At 42.2% G+C, this 17,742-nt stretch carries 10 protein-coding genes; 6 read left to right on the forward strand and 4 right to left on the reverse strand.

Annotated elements, in window-relative coordinates; genetic code table 11:
- Positions 1-6: 6 nt before the first annotated feature.
- Positions 7-477, reverse strand: a complete 471-nt coding sequence (locus ACFGVS_RS01880) for a ferritin-like domain-containing protein (RefSeq protein WP_177183843.1) — start codon at positions 475-477, stop codon at positions 7-9.
- Positions 478-605: 128 nt separating this feature from the next.
- Positions 606-3,206 (reverse strand): PAS domain S-box protein, encoded by a 2,601-nt coding sequence (locus tag ACFGVS_RS01885; RefSeq protein WP_274213108.1) that lies wholly within the window; start codon positions 3,204-3,206, stop codon positions 606-608.
- A gap of 346 nt (positions 3,207-3,552) precedes the next feature.
- On the opposite strand from ACFGVS_RS01885, the gene kaiC reads away from it, so the two are divergent.
- From kaiC to ACFGVS_RS01915, 6 genes are all read left to right on the forward strand, one after another.
- Complete coding sequence (kaiC, locus tag ACFGVS_RS01890; RefSeq protein ID WP_439697230.1) at positions 3,553-5,286, forward strand: circadian clock protein KaiC; 1,734 nt, start codon at positions 3,553-3,555, stop codon at positions 5,284-5,286.
- A gap of 6 nt (positions 5,287-5,292) precedes the next feature.
- Positions 5,293-5,580: a circadian clock KaiB family protein gene (locus ACFGVS_RS01895; protein WP_090650727.1), complete on the forward strand. Its 288-nt coding sequence runs from the start codon at positions 5,293-5,295 to the stop codon at positions 5,578-5,580.
- 10 nt (positions 5,581-5,590) lie between these two features.
- Entirely contained in the window at positions 5,591-5,923 is a 333-nt protein-coding gene (locus tag ACFGVS_RS01900) for a circadian clock KaiB family protein (RefSeq protein WP_274213110.1), read from the forward strand.
- A gap of 1 nt (position 5,924) precedes the next feature.
- Positions 5,925-7,589 carry a PAS domain-containing sensor histidine kinase gene (locus ACFGVS_RS01905; RefSeq protein ID WP_439697231.1) on the forward strand — a complete coding sequence of 555 codons (1,665 nt, stop codon included), beginning with the start codon at positions 5,925-5,927 and terminating at the stop codon, positions 7,587-7,589.
- A gap of 106 nt (positions 7,590-7,695) precedes the next feature.
- Positions 7,696-8,472 (forward strand): enoyl-CoA hydratase/isomerase family protein, encoded by a 777-nt coding sequence (locus ACFGVS_RS01910; protein WP_439697232.1) that lies wholly within the window; start codon positions 7,696-7,698, stop codon positions 8,470-8,472.
- A gap of 337 nt (positions 8,473-8,809) precedes the next feature.
- Positions 8,810-11,347, forward strand: a complete 2,538-nt coding sequence (locus ACFGVS_RS01915; protein WP_439697233.1) for a PAS domain-containing protein — start codon at positions 8,810-8,812, stop codon at positions 11,345-11,347.
- Between the two features lie 77 nt (positions 11,348-11,424).
- On the opposite strand, the gene ACFGVS_RS01920 is transcribed toward ACFGVS_RS01915, so the two are convergent.
- Positions 11,425-11,703 (reverse strand): hypothetical protein, encoded by a 279-nt coding sequence (locus tag ACFGVS_RS01920; protein WP_143065461.1) that lies wholly within the window; start codon positions 11,701-11,703, stop codon positions 11,425-11,427.
- 237 nt (positions 11,704-11,940) lie between these two features.
- Complete coding sequence (locus ACFGVS_RS01925) at positions 11,941-17,532, reverse strand: alpha-2-macroglobulin family protein (protein WP_439697234.1); 5,592 nt, start codon at positions 17,530-17,532, stop codon at positions 11,941-11,943.
- Positions 17,533-17,742 lie beyond the last annotated feature (210 nt).

The raw sequence follows: 17,742 nt of genomic DNA on the forward strand, positions 1-17,742 counted from the left end.
ATACAATTAAATATTTACAGCTTCGCGTAATGTCTTAACAGTTTCATGCGATGTTTTGAACCCCTCCAATTGCCATGCTAAAAGGTTTACAACCTTATCATCTTCCCAAATAAGCTCTTTATCGTCCTGTGCTTTCCTGTATGCTTTGATGATCACATCTTCTCCATACTCACAATCGGCCAGTATGCCCTGCCTGTCTTTATTGATAAGTACGGCTTTCAGGTTAACCCAGGTGTGATAAAATTTGCCCGATAATGTAGTGCCGTCGGTTGGGTGGCCACCTAAAAACAGGATATATTCTTTTAACTCGCTGACGTTATTTTTACTTTGATCAACATATTCATTAAATAGCAAAACCAGGTCACTTTCTGTTGAATCTTCAAGGGCCTTTTGATAACCTGCTATACGGTCGTTATTTATTTTGATCAAATCGTTAAGTGCCGAGATCTGGTGTTGGATATGCTGTAATACTCCCATGGCTTTATTTATATAATATAAACACAACATACTATGGGAGTTAATGTTTTGCGGATGTGTTAAGTAACTGAAATCAGGTATTCGGATTTTTGGATAGAGAGATATAATTAACGGAAAATTAAAACTTGTTACTCCTTCCCCTCTGCAGGTAAAGCAAAGCAAAAAGTAGATCCTTTTCCTTCCACACTGTTTACCCACATTCTGCCACCTTCACGTTTAATTATTTCCGACGATATGTATAACCCCAAACCCAAACCCGGGAAAGTATGTTGCTTGTCGCCACTAACCCTATAAAATTGTTCAAATACTCTATCTTTTTTATCATCAGGAATGCCAATGCCAAAGTCCTGCACACAAGCAATGGCTTCTTTATTTTTTAATCGGGTGCTCACAATTATCTGATCAGTATGTGGCGAGTATTTTATTGCATTAGTTATCAGGTTGGTAATTACCTGGCTTATGCGGTCTTTATCCGAATAAATCTGGCCGGTTTCGGTGAAATCAGCCACCAACTTATGTTTTTGCGTGGTATGCTGCAAATCATCTATGGTTTCTTTAATTACCTGGTTAAAATCAAACCACACTTTGTTAAATTGTAACCTGCCCGAGTTTATTTTCGTAACATCTAACAAATCGCCAATTAAATTAGTAAGCCGGTTTACCTGGGCGTCCATTCTGTTTACCATTTCGGCCTTTTTAGTTTCTCCTTCCCGGGTAAGCATGGCACCAAGTACCTGCGCATAGGCTTTTATACTGGTTACCGGCGTTTTCAACTCATGACTGGCGATGCCTAAAAAATCATCTTTTTGACGCTGCAACTGTTTTTGCTCGTCTATATCGGTATTGGTACCAAACCATTTAACAATCTTCCCGTCGTTAACAAAAGGAAATGCCTGGGCAAGGTGCCATTTATAAACCCGGTTTTTATCGAGCAGCCTAAACTCATATTGGTATATATCTCCGGTTTTTATCGATGATGTCCATGCTGCAACACATCCATCAGCATCTTCGGGATGTACCATGTTTAACCATGCTGTGCCAATTATCTGCTCCTGGCTTGTTCCAAAATAATCTGTTGCACGTTGGTTTACATAATCTATGTTACCATCTGTAGTCGCTGTCCATAATTGTACGGGCATAAAATCGGTAACAAACTCAAACTGCTTAATCTGGTCGTTTAGTTCCTGTCTGTCGGCAATTTCCCGGCGCATATCACGTGCTATTGTAGCGCGGCCTTGTGGTTTACCAGTAACCGAATCATACACCAGCATTGTTGTTCCATAAACAGGTATGGCGTCGCCGGTTTCAAAATGCTTGAAATTAATTTCACCCGACCATTTGCCATCTTTCATCAGCCCCTTGTTTACTTTATTAACCAGTTTAGCTAATTCGGACTTCGTTAAATACTCGCTGTTGTGTCGTTCCAGTTCGTGCTGGCTTTTTATGCCTAACATAACACGCCCGGCCGCATTAACATAACTTACATTGCCGTCCAGGTCAGACAGGCTAACAAAGTCAGAACTGTGATCAATAAGCGTTAATAACTTATATTGTTCATTATGTGCTTTTTTTTCAGGCCTCAGGTCGCGGGCAACAGTAGCCAGTCCAATGGCGTTATCCGAATAATCATCATTAATTCGGAACGAATTTACGTATACAGGTATCGGTTCGCCCGTTTTAAAATGCCTGTATCTTATTTCGCCACTCCATTTACCGTTTTCCTGTATAGCAGGTAATATTTTATCGGTTACAATTTGTCTGTCATCTTCATGGAAGTAATTAAATCCGGGTGTTAATGTATCGGCTGTGTCATTTATCCCCAATAAATTAAAACCAGACTTATTTAGGTAACTAACCTCGGCAGATGCGTTACCCAGTATAACGGTATCAGCAGTGTTTTCAACCAGGGCTATCAACTTTTGTTGCTCCTGCCTGTATAGTTGTTCGCGGGTAGCGTCCCTTATGATACCGGCAAAACGCCAAAGCTCGTTATTCAACCCGAAATATGCCTTGCCTTTACATTGAATCCAATGTTTCAGGCTCCCGTCCTTATTGATTGTTCTGAATGTAATATCATAATTGCCATCCGACGATGGATTGTACGCATTCTGGACAGCCTCCCTCACCCGAAACTCGTCTTCGGGATGGATGTACCTGAAAATATCGTTGTAAGTTATTTCATCGCCCGCCGAAAAACCGCATAGCTCTTTGCAGCGATCATCCCAAATCACAATTTTCTGGGGTGGGTAAAGATCCCATGTGCCTATTTCTGCTGCATGTAAAGTAAATTGTTTACGTTCCTCGCTTTCTTTTAATTTTTGGCGGGTTAATACCAATTCGGTAACATCTGCTGCTGTATTTAAAACTCCCCAAACCTGGCCATCGCTGTTCTTTATTGGGGTAAATACAAAGTTAAAGTAAAATGTTTCAAGGCACTCATTTACAACTATATCAACACGCGCTTCTGTTGCCTCATAAGCTACCCCTGTATTATAAACATTGTTAAGGATATCAAAAACCGGTTGTGTTTTTAGTTCGGGCAATAATTCAAAATAAGGTTTACCAATAACATCATTGCCTTTTGCAAATATTTTGATGATGGCTTTATTGGCAATTTTTATCTGCATATCCCGCCCTACATAAAGACCAACCGGACTTGGCGATTCTTCGATTAACGTGCGAAAGATGTTTTCGTTATTGAGTAAACTTTGTTCTGTAGTGTTGGTCATTTACCTGGAAAAGTATGTAATAAAGCCTTTTAATTTATTGGTAATAAACTAAAAAAGCAGTAATGTGTTTTAATGGATTTTGATATGCTGTTATTGGAAATATCTGTAAGTTAGTTGTTTTTAGCCATATAAAGCTGGTTTTATAAACAATTAATTATCGGGCCATTGATGTAAATTATTTAAGTGATAACGGGCTAACGCTACATTTAGCAAACTAAAAAGCTGCTTCAATTTAATAAATAAATTCCCCCAGATAAAACAAATTATACCCGTATCGCATTATTAACCAATTAAATTGCAAATACATGTGCGTTTATAAAATGTACGAAGTAAAACGCTATTCACGATGAGTATAGTAAAAAAAGAAGAAAAGGGGAATTTTCCCACGTTACCTAAAAGCCAAACTGGTATAACAGGCTTAGATGAAATAACTGGCGGTGGGCTACCTAAAGGCCGCCCCACCTTAATATGTGGCGAAGCTGGCTGCGGTAAAACTTTAATGTCGCTTGAATTTATTATTCGCGGCGCAACGGAGTTTGGCGAGCCAGGTGTATTTATGGCGTTTGAGGAGAAGGCCGAGGAGTTGGCCATGAACGTAGCTTCATTAGGTTTTGACCTTATAAAGTTGCAAACCGATAACATGGTAAAGATTGATCATGTTCATATTGATCGTAGTGAGATTGAAGAAACCGGCGAATATGACCTGGAGGGCCTTTTTATAAGATTGGGCTATTCCATAGATGCAATTGGCGCTAAAAGGGTGGTGTTAGACACACTTGAAAATTTATTTTCGGGCCTAACCGATCAAACTATTCTTCGGGCCGAACTACGCAGGTTATTTGGCTTTTTGAAAGGCAAAGGTGTTACTGCCATAATAACCGGCGAAAAAGGCGAAGGCCCATCTTTAACCCGGCAGGGCCTGGAAGAATATGTTTCTGATTGCGTTATCCTGCTTGACCACCGCGTTATAAACCAGATTTCTACCCGCAGGTTACGGGTTATCAAGTATCGCGGATCGCAACACGGCACTAACGAATATCCTTTTTTAATAGACGAGGACGGTATTTCTGTTTTACCGGTAACATCTTTAAAACTGGGAAAAGATGTGTCGTCGCAAAGAGTTTCTTCGGGTATTCCGGCTCTTGATAACATGCTGGGCGGGCGCGGTTTTTTCAAAGGTAGCAGCGTTTTAGTTTCAGGCACAGCCGGCACAGGAAAAACCAGTATAGCTGCATACTTTGCCAACGAAACCTGTAATAGCGGTAACAGATGTTTGTACTTCGCGTTCGAGGAGTCGCCAAAACAAATTATCAGAAATATGAAATCTATCAATGTGGATATGCAAAAACACATTGACAATAACCTGCTGCAATTTTATGCATCCAGGCCTACTTTGTATGGCCTTGAAATGCACCTGGTGGCCATTTATAAACTTATTAAAAAATTTAAACCCGCTGCCGTTGTGCTTGACCCCATAACCAACCTCATCACTGTTGGCTCGGTAAGTGAAGTAAAATCAATGCTGATAAGGCTGATAGATTTTTTGCAGGAAGAACAAATTACGGTAATGTTTACGGCCCTCACCCTTAATACTATAATCAGCGACCAAACCGACGAAGGTGTTTCCTCGCTTGTTGATGCATGGCTATTGGTGCGTGATATTGAATATAACGGAGAGCGGAACAGAGGCATGTACATCATGAAATCGCGTGGTATGAAACATAGTAACCAGGTGCGTGAGTTTGTTATTACAGACAACGGGCTCGATCTGGTAGATGTATATCTTGGGCCTGATGGCGTACTTACCGGCTCGGCACGTGAAGCCGAAAAACTAAAAGAAAAAACCGGGCTTGCATTGAGAGATTTTGCTGTATCGCGTAAAGACAAAGAGATTATGCGCAAGCGAATGATGTTGGAATCAAAAATAACTAACCTAAAAGCAGAGTACGAATCAATTGAAGACGAGTTGAATAAAATTTATTTAGAGGAAGAACTAAAGCAACAGATAATAGAAAAGAACCGGGAAGAAATTACGAGGATGCGCAGAGGGACAACTGGTGCTGATAAGAACAAGAGCTAAAATACAATGGAAGAAGAAATAGTAAAATATGAATTGAGGTTGTATGTTGCCGGCAAAACAGCCAAATCTGTCGCCGCGCTTGCCAACCTGAAAAAATATTGCGAAGAGTACTTAAAAGGCCAGTACGCAATTGAGGTAATAGATTTATTGGTGCAGCCCCAACTTGCCGAAGGCGACCAGATATTTGCAATACCTACCCTGGTAAGAAAGGTGCCTGAACCTATCAGGAAAATCATTGGCGATTTATCAAACGAAGAAAAAGTGCTGGTGGGTTTAAATATCAGGCCACGCTAAAGAAAATATAATGTCTGAACAAGATCAACTGCCACCTTTGGCCCGGAATTTAAACCTTGATGATGGGAGTGTTTTTCAGTTACGCTTGTTTGTAGCCGGAGCCTCGCCAAATTCAACGCGTGCTATATCCAATTTAAAGGGTATTTGCGAACAGTATTTAAAGGGTAATTATGAATTGGTAATTATAGACGTTTACCAACAGCCATTAATTGCCGAAAGTGAACAGATTATTGCCTTGCCGCTGCTAATTAAAAAAGCGCCAGGCGCCGAGCGCCGATTAATAGGCGACATGAGTAATATCGCCAAAGTACTTCGCGGGCTTGGTTTATATACTGATTATTAATATGAATCCTGCTAAATTGACATACGACGAGCTATTACAAGAGTTTCGGGAGCTTCAGCTTCAATTGGATGAAGCAAACGATACTATTGACGCCATACGAAATGGCCAGGTTGATGCACTTATTGTTAAAGATGATACCGGGCATCAATTATATACGCTTAAAACAGCCGACCAGACATACCGGGTTTTTATTGAAAAAATGAACGAGGGGGCTGTTACCCTGAACAGGGAAGGGGTAATCCTTTACAGTAATTCGCGTTTTGCAACGATGATGAACATGCCCTTAGAGCGGGTAATTGGATTAAGGTTTGAAACTTTTATACCCGAAATTTCTCAGGAAAGGTTTAATTATATGATTAATAATGGCTGGGAAGAAGATTGCAAAGGGGAGATTTTGTTAGCAGATAAAAGTGGCCATTTAACCCCTTGTTTGTTATCATGCACAACACTCAGTCTTGACGAAGGCTTGTCGCTTAGTTTGATACTTACCGATTTAACTACTCAAAAAGAAGCCGAATGGGAACTCAAAGTAAAAAATGACCAGCTTATTGCAGCACAGGAAGAAACTAAAAAATTGAATAATGAACTTGAGGATACAGTAAAGGAGCGTACGAAAGACTTACTGATAAGCAGGGAGCATTTTAAGCTGCTAAGCGACAATATTCCACAGATGAGCTGGACAAACCTGCCCAATGGCGAAATTGATTTTTTTAATCAGCAATGGTATAATTATACAGGCTTACGATTTAGTGAGACCGCAGGTTGGGGGTGGCAACGCATAGTCCATCCGGATGACCTTGCGATAACCATGGATAAATATGTACATTCATTGAAAACCGGGGTTGTTTTTGAGGTAGAAAACCGCTATCTGCGTTGGGATGGAAAATACCGCTGGCATTTGAACAGGGCCATGCCCTTGAAAGGTGATAATGGAGAAATTGTTTTTTGGGTGGGCACAGCTACTGATATTGAAGATCAGAAACAGGAAATGGAACGTAAAGATGAATTTATAGGTGTAGCCAGCCATGAACTTAAAACACCGCTAACCAGCTTAAAAGGCTACATTCAACTCATCAGCGGCTATAATAAGGAACACGTGCCGCCGGTTGTTAAACAATATATTGAAAAAGCAGCGATTGCTGTAAATAAACTACAACGCCTGATAAATGACTTACTTGACGTGAGCAAAATACATGCGGGCAGGCTTGAATATGCGATCGAAGAAGTTAACTTGCGCGATTTGGTCGTAACATCGCTTGAGAACGCGCAGCACATGTATCCCCAGCATGAGTTTGATAACCTGGCCACATCCCCTTTTAAAATTATTGGAAATGCTGAAAGGTTAGAACAAGTAGTTATGAATTTTATAAATAACGCCGTAAAATACTCGCAGGTAAACAAAAAGATAATTATTAAAACCGAAATCAACGAAAGCGTGGTGCGCCTATCTGTTACCGATTTTGGAATTGGGTTATCTGCCGGGCAGATTGAGCGTATATTTGAACGTTTTTACCGCGTTGAAGATCAAAAATTCATGGCGAGTGGCCTGGGCATGGGGCTTTATATCAGCACCGAAATTATAAATAATCACAACGGCAAGATAGGAGTAGAGAGTGAATTGGGCAAAGGCGCAACCTTTTATTTTGAGTTGCCAATAATTGCTTAATATTTGGCCGTCAAATTATTTTAGGCTAAAATTGCGGTTACATTAATTACTTCTGATATTGGAGGTAAAATGGTTTGGTTAGCAAATCAATATATATATCATAAACATGTCGGCCATCGATAACGGAAATGTATCAAGCGTAATAAGTACCAATGGTGCGGCTACTATTAGTTTCTATCACCCATCCCAAAATTCACTCCCATCTCATTTACTGCAAAAGCTGGCTAAAAGTATCCGGGAGGCAGGCGTCGATGACGCTGTAAAAGTGATTATATTAAAAAGTGAGGGCGATCGTACATTTTGTGCCGGCGCCAGTTTTGATGAACTGATGCAGATAAAGGATAAGGAACAAGGCTGCAAATTTTTTACAGGCTTTGCTGATGTAATTAACGCGTGCCGCAAATCGCCCAAGCTAATTGTTGCCCGGGTGCAGGGGAAAGCCGTTGGCGGAGGAGTAGGCTTGGCAGCAGCATCAGATTATTGTGTGGCTACCCAATTCGCCGCGATAAAGCTAAGCGAGCTTGCAATAGGGATAGGGCCATTTGTGATATCGCCGGCGGTGATACGTAAAGTTGGGTTACCGGCATTTTCGCAATTGACTTTTCAGGCAACTGAATTCCAAACTGCGCAATGGGCAAAAGAAAAGGGCTTGTATAACGAAGTATATGACGATATAACCTCTCTCGATTTTGCTGTTAATGAGTTAGTAAACAAACTTGTGTCGTATAATCCCGCGGCCTTAACTGCCCTTAAACAACTATTATGGGAAGGAACCAACGATTGGGATTCGTTATTAGCTGGTAGGGCGGCAATTAGTGGCGAACTTGTATTATCCGATTTTACCCAGCAGGCACTTCAGGTTTTTTTAACCTCAAAAAAATGAGTAGCTGTTAGTTTAATCAATAGGTTTTGATTTTTTTATGTACTAATCAAAATAGTTATTACCCACTGAATACATCATCTATTAAAATTAGCTTTGGGCTGATTTTGTTATAACTTTATCAGGATAAATTTACAGCCCAAACTACATCCTGATTAAAGCGAAATATTTGGTAAATTATATAGCTTGCAGGAATATTTTATTTTAAATGTACTGTCCTCAAAAAAGCAAATTTATAACCTTTGTAAGCTTATTCACCATATTGGCAGGTGTATTAGTTATCTGTGGGTGGCTTTTGAACATAGACGCACTTAAAACACTCATACCCCAATATGTGACGGTGAAATTTAGCACTGCAATGTGCCTGTGTTTTTTGGGAGTAACTACTTTATTAACCCAACAATCTCCCAAAAAGAATATCAGGTTTGCATTAATTACACTATCAATCATCGTTGCGTTGTTTGGCTTATTTGGTTTATTGCAGGACCTGCTGCAGTTTCACGTCGTTACTGATCAATTTTTTAATGGCGGCAATGATACATTAACCAATACCAACTACTCTTATAATAGCTATGCAACCATAAACACTTCTATTTGTACCTTGTTGTTAGGTTTGGCCTTTTTGCTGCTTGGTTACAAGCAACAGAAAATACAACTGATGGGGCAGTATATGCTTCATGTTGTTACACTTATTTCAACTGTTGCCATCATCGGTTATTTATATGGCCTGTCGCTGTTTTATAAGTTCAGCTATGTGAGTTCGATGCCGGTGCATACCGCATCGTTGTTTTTTGGGATTTCAATAGCAGCCGCGCTTTTGCATCCCCAATACGGCTTAACCAATCTGTTTACCGGTAGCAGGGTTGGTAATCAAATGGCCCGTAAGTTATTTTTACCGTTGGAACTGATATTTGTTGTTTTGGGTTTTCTTAGGTTTAAAACACAATATAACCACCTGGTTACACTTGAGGTTAGTATATATATGCTACCCCTCATCATGCTTGTCATTTGCCTTACCATAGTTGCTTTAACCGCAATATGGCTTAACCGCATAGATGAAAAACGCTCTGCTGCGGAAAATGAAGTTATTTCAATTAACAGTTCGCTTGAGAAAAGGGTAGCAGAACGATCTGTTGAACTAACAGCGCTGGTAGACAAACTTGGCGAAAGTGAACGCCGGTACCGTTTGCTTATTGAACATGCTTCAGATGCCATATATGTGCTTAATTTCGACAATAATTTTACCGAAGTAAACGCCAGCATGTGCAAAATGACCGGTTACTCGCGTGAAGAACTTTTACAACTTAATTTAGTAAACCTGATTGAGCCCGGGCATCTTAAAATTGACCCCATCGTCTTGAGCCCGGATGAATTGGCTGAGGCAGTTATTAAAGAACGTCGTTTTCTGAAGAAAGACGGCACCAGTTTTGACGTAGAAGTAAACGTAAAAAAATTTTCAGACGACCGCATCCTGGTTATAGCCCGCGATATTACAGCACGTAAGGCAATGGAAACCGAGCTAAGACTTGCGGAACTAAAATTCAGAACTTTGGCCGAAAAATCAATGGTGGGCATCTACATTGTTCAAAAGAGGAAATTCACCTATGTAAATCCACGTTTTGCACAGGTTTTTGGATATAGCCAGGAAGAGCTTATTAATGCCCCATCTGCAGCAATGGTTGTTAGCGAGCAACACAGGGACATCGCGTTAGAGCACATCCGTGCCCGGTTAGCAGGAGAGATTGACAGTATCGATTACGAGGCAATTGGCCAACGGGCAGATGGATCATTAAACTGGGTAGAGTTTTATGGTAACATGGTAACTATTGATGGTGAACCCACCATTATAGGATCAATGATAGATATAACAGAAAGGAAAGAGGCTGAGGAATTGCTGCGCCAATCTGAACTGAAATATAAATTGCTGTTTGATAGCAACCCATTACCCATGTGGATGATCTCGAAAGACGATCTTTCGATAATTGCTGCAAATAAAGCTGCAACAAGACACTACGGGTATACCATTGATGAGTTTTTACAGATGAATGCCAGGGATCTTAGGATTGAAGAGGATTGGAGCGCCATGGTTGATAGCTTTAATAAAAACACTTCTGACTCAGGAGATCAGGGTATTTTTAAACATCAAAGGAAAGATGGATCGATAATTAATGTTCAGATCATTACACAGGATATTGTATTTAATGGGCGGCCGGTGAGGCTATCATTGGCTAACGATATTACTGAAAAAATTAAGTCGGAAGAGTTACTGCGCAAATCAGAAGCTAACCTTCAAACAATTTTAAATACCACAGATTCTGCTTATGCGCTGTTTGATAAAAACCTGCGTGTACTGGCATATAATACGATGGCTGCGAAGTTTATAAAAACGCAATATAAGCACGAACAGGATGGCGCTGATTTGCCTGCAGATTATTTTCCCATTGAACGGTTTCCTCAGCTTGAAAAGTTTGCCGGCCAGGTGTTAACCGGACATCATGTAAGTTATGAAATTGATTACCAGCAGCCCAATGGTGATACGATGTGGTATGACGTAAGGTTGTTGCCAATTATTGACAGCAATGATCTGATATTGGGGCTTATGATATCGCTTTATGACATTACCGAAAGAAAGAATGCCGAAAGCGATCTGAAAGCTGCTTATGAACGGATTCATGCTCAGATAAACAGCATAAAAACGATGGCCTGGAAGCAATCTCACTTTATGCGCAGCCCTGTTGCTAATTTAAAGGGACTTGCAGCAATGCTTAAAGATGATCCGGGGGATGCCACCGCTTTAGCTTATGTTATGTTTGAACTTGACCGTCTTGACGCTGTGATAATTGAAATGGCAAATGATGCAGCCATTCACGAGGACTAAATGGTTTTAATATTCAAAACGAAAGTCTATCCGGTATTGCAGGATGGGTTTCATTTTGAATATTTTTTATTTACGTATTACCAGCGGCGGTGGCCATGAAATGGCCTATAATATGCCCTGTGATAGTACGGTCTGCAATAGCTTACGGAAGTGTAATATCGTGGTCTGCCGTAATAAACACTTCTACGATAGTAAACGGGTTCGGGGTAGTAAGGACGATAATCATCGGCTATAATAACCCGGTGATGTGGGTAGCGATATCCAAATGACGCGGCAATGGATATACTTTGAGCTTTGGCAAATTGAAATGAAAATAATATGGCCAGGGTTATTATCGAAATTTTAATCAGTTTCATGGCTTTAAAAATTTATTAGTTAATATTGAACTCCAAATTTTTTTTGGGGGGGGTAGGGTATCTCAAGTGTTGAATATCCTCAATCGGAATTTGCAGAAGACCATCAAAGCCGATATTTTCTCCTAATGAAAATACGATCAACCGCAGTCCATTTCGGATTAAAACATGGGTTAATTCCGGTCTGAAATAACATAACACTGAAATAACCCATGTAAAAAAACACCTGCTGACCTTGTTCTACTTCGTCACATCAACCCACTGTCCTTTAATTAAACTGTTTATCGAGCTGTTGTACATCGCCTCGCAATAAACGGCAGGCAGGTAATAGTGCCCCGCGTAGGCTGCATTCAGCATTACGTAGTAGGTAACCTCGCGGCCTTCCGGCAGGCTAAAATAAGTATTCACCCGGTCGTCACGAATATCGCGGTAATCGGATGGTGATGATTTAAAGGCCTCATCGTTATTCATCATCCGGCTGTTCAAAATTTCCCAGCCCGAAGGGAAGATCTGGGTTAGCGCCAAATTATCATACCGGCCGCGTTTGCCCGGGTTTTTGATGTTTACCTGGGCCACAAAATCGGTACCCTGCCTTAATGATGATGGGTCTATCTGCTTACCGGATAACGTAAAGTAACCTACGCGCATCTGCAATATCCTCGGGTCGATAAAGGTTTTTACATCAAGCCCCGATGATGGTTGTCCTTTTTGTATTAACCTTACATACAGCTTGTTGCCGCCATTGTTTTTAAGGCTTACTTTACCGCCACCCGCAGCTAAAACGCTTTGCCAGATATACGATTGCGAGTTAACAGCGCCACCCTGGAAACTGAATGTCATTTTACCTGACGATTTGTTTTGCCCGCAATATTGCGCAATAGCTATCAGCGAGTAGGCTGTTGTTTGCGTACTATACCAGTCATCCTGCGATAACTTTGCAGCTACTGTTCGTAACTGTGCCGCGGCGCGCGTCTGCTGGCCAAGCAAGGTTAATGTTTCCAGTATCATGGCCTCATCCCTTAAGTCAGACCCATAGGTGCCAAACATGGTGTAATAAGGCTTAATAACGGTTGGCAAGCCTGCAATCATCCGTGAACCTATCTCGGGCTGCCCCGCCAGCTTATAGGCTGCTGCAAGCCGCCATTTGGCTTCGATGCTGATGTACTTAAACTCGCGCAGGCGGTTCATGGCACCCAGCTCGGGCGAACGGGCAAGGGCCAGCAGGTACAGGCGGTAGGCCTGGTTCAGGTCGTCGCCATAAAAACTGTGGCTATCCGGCGACCAGCTTAACGCCTTCTGTTTCTGGAATTTTTTCCATTGTTCCATAAAGCCCAACGGCATACTATAGCCTTTAGCTTGCGCGGCCAGCATAAAGTGTCCCGCGTAATTGGTTCCCCATTCATCAGCACTACCGCCATCGGGCCAGTAGCTTAAGCCGCCGCCAGGAACCTGGAAACCGTTTAGCCTTGCTATGGTAGCCTTAATATTCCGTTCAGATTCGGCTTTTTGCCTTGGCGAAAGGTCGAGCAATTGCCCTAAATACAGTTGCGGGAATGCAGCCGAGGTGGTTTGCTCCACACATCCGTGCGGATAATCAATCAGGTAATCCAAACGTTTGCCCAAATTAAGGGGTGGGATGGATGCTATCTCCAGCGTATTTTTATTGGTACCGCTGATGCCTACGGCCTGGTAAGCTATGTTCCAGGCTTCGCCGGTAGCAAGCTCTTTCTCCAATATGCGGGTAACCGGTGGGTTAGGGTTACGCACGTTTAGTTCAACGTCATAAGCCGCTGTTTCTGAACCGCTTTTGGCAATTACTTTCACCTTGCCTATGCCCACAAAATCCTTAACGTTCAGATCGAAGGTTACCATCTGGTCGCCGGTTTTGGCAAAAGTGAGGGTTTGGGTATTATTACCTTCCAGGTTACTGAAGGCGTTGCTTTGTACCGATACCGTAACCGTTTTAATGTTAGGCTCCATGGCAAAAACCGTAACCGGCAACTGCACCTTTTCTGATGGCCCCAATACACGTGGCAATGTAGCCAATATCATCAATGGCTTTTTAACAACAACGGCTTTTTCGGCTATACCATAAGCACCATCGTGCCCGGCAACAACCATGGCTTTAACCGAGCCTACGTATTGCGGCAATTTAAAGCCCGTGGTTTGCTTTTCTCCTGCCCCGAGGTGGAACGGCCCCATAAATTTCACAACGGGCTTAAACCGGTTTACAGATACGTTTCTGTTGTTGCCCAGGCTACCATCGCCACCTATGCTCAGTATCCGGTTAAGGCCGCCGCCATACGCGCCAATTACATAATCAAACAAATCCCAGGTTTTAACACCCAGCGCTTCCTTGGCGTAAAATGTATTGTGCGGATCGGGGAGTTTGTAACTGGTAATATCCAGCAGGCCTTCATCAACAATAGCAATGGTGTAGGTCATCTCCTTGCCGGTGGCTTCCGATACTGTAATGGCCGATTGGGTTTCGGGCCTGATCTTATCGGGCATCGCGATCACCGGTTTTAATATTGTGGCCGGGTTGTTAACGATAAGCGGTATCACTCCGTACATGCGGATAGGCAAATCATTTACGGTTTGCGAATGGTGCTGCAGCATGGTGACATTTACAAAAACATTGGGCGCCATATCCGGCTCAACTGTAAAGCTGTATTGGGTTTGGCCTTTTTTAGTATCAATCCAGGTGGTTTTTAAAATCTTGCTGCCATTTTCAAAGCTGATCAATGCCCGGCCATCTGCCGCGGTAGGGATGGTTAATGTGGCCTGTTCGCCAACATTATAGGCTTGTTTATCAGATGTAAACGAAAGCATGGCTGCTTCGGTAGGATTGCTTTGCTGTAACCTTTCCGACCAATTTGGCCAGTCTACATAAATAATTTTACCGGTGCTATGGCCTGTCTGTTCATCTTTTACCTTAATCAGGTACCGGCCCCAGTCGGCTTTGGGTACACGCAGCGTCCATTTGCCACGCCCATTTGTCAAAGAAATACTTTGGGTTTTAATCAGCTTGTTGTATTTACCCTGGGTAAAGTTGGTCATTTCATTGCCGGTTTCGTCCCACCACCAGCGCCATTGTATTTTATACAACTCCAGCTGCACATTGCGGGTACCTGCAAGGGCCTTGCCGTTTACATCTACATCGGCAATATCAATCTGCTGGTCTTTATCGGTAACCAGCATCCCTGATAGGGCACTGCCTTCAGGCGTTTTGATACCCACATAACCGGGGTAAACGTTGTATGGCAAACTAACCTGCTGAACGCTGAAGTTGCCTCCCGGTTCAAACACTTTTACCAAAAAGTTGGCCTTTAGCTGCCCGGGGGCTTGTTTTTCAATATTGATATTGGCATCCACATCGGCATTGCCTTCGGCGCTCAGCTTGCCATCAAAAACGGTTTGCGTTTGCATGTTAAAAGCCAGCGTAGGATCGTCAAAAACATAATCCTTATAATTTTTAAACGTGGTTGTTTGCGCCGATAAAAAGGCATCAACCTTGGCCTTTAAATTTTGCGCCGCCCCGCCAAACAGCCAGCGGGCGGTTAACTTGCCGTTGGCATTATTGCCCTTGGTTAATTCTTCGACACCGCCAAAGGTTAGGCCCAACTTTAAGCGGTTAGGCATAATGGTTTCAACCTTTATTTTCTTTTCAAAGGTAGCGCCGCCAACTTTTACGGTAGCTGTCCAGTTACCGGTAGGCGACGAGGTTTCGGTAGCGGTATGGAAACTGTAAAAGCCATCAACAGATTTAGTGTTTGTAATCCGTTTATACAATTTATCGTTGGGATCTTTCAGTTCAAACTCTACCGGGTGGTCGGCCGGCAAGGTCTTTAGTTTATCTTCCAGTATAAAGGTAATGAATATGCTGTCACCTGGCCGCCAAACGCCACGTTCGCCATAAATAAAACCTTTCAATCCGCTTTGTACTTCGTCGCCGCCAACGTTAAAACGGGTAAGCGGGAGGGTATTACCATCATCAAGTTTTAAATAACCACGTTGGTTTCCTTTTTTGGCCACCAGCAAATAAGGCTTACGCTTTAAGTCGAAACTTGCCTGGCCATCGCTACCCGAGGTGGTCTTGAGCAACACCTGCTTTTGGTAATCCAGCAGTTGCAGTTCAACGCCCTGCATCGGTTTGGCATTCATAATATCGGTAACCGCAATAAGCATATTGTTATTATTGCCCCGTTTCGCAATCAGCCCAATGTTTGATGCAATAATGTTGCGGGTAGCCCAGCGGGTTTTGGTGTAGTAGGATGGGGTGCAGGCATTATCCTTCTCCTGCCAGTCATAACCTTCGGGATAATAGCTGTCATATCTCGACCAAAAGTCGTTATCCTCATCATCTACCTTGCCGGTGTTACCGCCATAAATATAATCGCCGTCGCCATATTCGTCATCATCGGCGCCGCTTTTTTTACCTGCACCAGGTACACTGCAGTTGTATAAGGAGTATTCCTGCCTGAAACCGATGATAACCCGGTAAATTGCTCCCGGTTCGGTGCGGATCATCTGATCAAGATCAAGCATAAAGCGGTTTTTCTTATTCAGGTTAAGCCCTTTATCGTTATCCAGCCTGATGGTTTTTTGTAAAATAGGCCTGCCTACCTGCCGTAGCTCTTGGCCGCCGTTAAAATCATTGTTTTGAAAATATTGCGGAACATTACTTTCATATATTTTAATTACCGATACATCAACCGCTTTAAGGTTAACGGCCTCAAAAGGCATCATCAGCTTGCCCGAATCGGGGAGGATAACGCCCTTGCCTGGTATAGTAACGCCGGGCAGCCTGTTCTCAAAAAACACATTGGCTGTATAGGTTTTGGTGATTTTTTTATGCGATATGTTTTCTACCCCTTCATTTACAAATACACTGTAATCGCCTTCAAGTCTTTCGGGAGCGTAAATTTTTACGGTACTGCCTTCAATGGCATATGCCGGATCGGTTACATTGTTAATGCCGATTAGCCCTGCCAATTCCTGCCCAACCATAATGGCATCTGAAAATTGTACCAGTACATACTGGTCATTATCCTGTACGGCACGAACGTTCAGCACTTTAAAATCGCCAATTGCCGGTACATCAAAATGTTGCTCGCCTTTTTTATCAACGTTGATGCTGCTGCCGTCCCAATTAATGGTTAGTGCCGCAACTTCGCCTTTTTGACGTTTTAAACCGGTTATTTTGAAGGTGTGGGTTTTTGTGGCGATGTTATGCTCCCAGCTAATCTTCACAGGTAGCATATAGTTTACAGTAATTACTTTTTCGATAAGGGCAGGGTCCTCGGTATCGGCCGTTTGTACTGATCCTTCCATCTTCATCTCGTCGGTAGATGTACTGGTAGCTGTTTGCAGCCCGTTAAAAGCAACGTTAAAATCGGGCTTAACTACCTGGAAGTTAAACTTAAACCTGTTAAATCTGGAAGGCACATCAATCAATTTGCCCAGTTTAAATTCGGCATTGTAGGTTTTATCAGGGTCGAGTTTTTTATCCGGCCGGAATTCAATGGTGCGCGAATCTGTCCAGTAAGCTTTGCCTTTTACCGATGGTGAGAAATCAAACAGGTTGTTATCAACCTCTTCGTTTTGTTGATGGGTAATTTGCACTGTGCTGGCCATGCGAATGGTAATAGGGCTTGCTTTGGAAATTACCCCTGTTGTGTACGACTCAATGTACTTGCTAAAGGCAGGGTCGACCACATTTTTCTTTTGGCCATTAACAATAAGATAAGCGATGATTAATAGCACTGCAAGTGCCGAACCGAATGTAATTAGGCTTTTACGTTTGCGGAACCTGGTATATCCGTTCTCCATGGAATAGGTTTATTTATTCCATGAATGTATAAAATTTATAACAACAAATAATTAATTGAGAAATATTTATGTGGTGGGTGGTTGACAGGGTTAAGTGGTTGATTGAGTGGGATTAAGTTGATTAAGTTAAGTGGTTGATTAGGTTGATTGGGGTGAGTAGTTTGTAGCAGAGAAAAAAATATCTAACTTAATTTACAACTAACTCAATCA

Source organism: Mucilaginibacter sediminis, assembly GCF_051903035.1.
Classification (GTDB): domain Bacteria; phylum Bacteroidota; class Bacteroidia; order Sphingobacteriales; family Sphingobacteriaceae; genus Mucilaginibacter.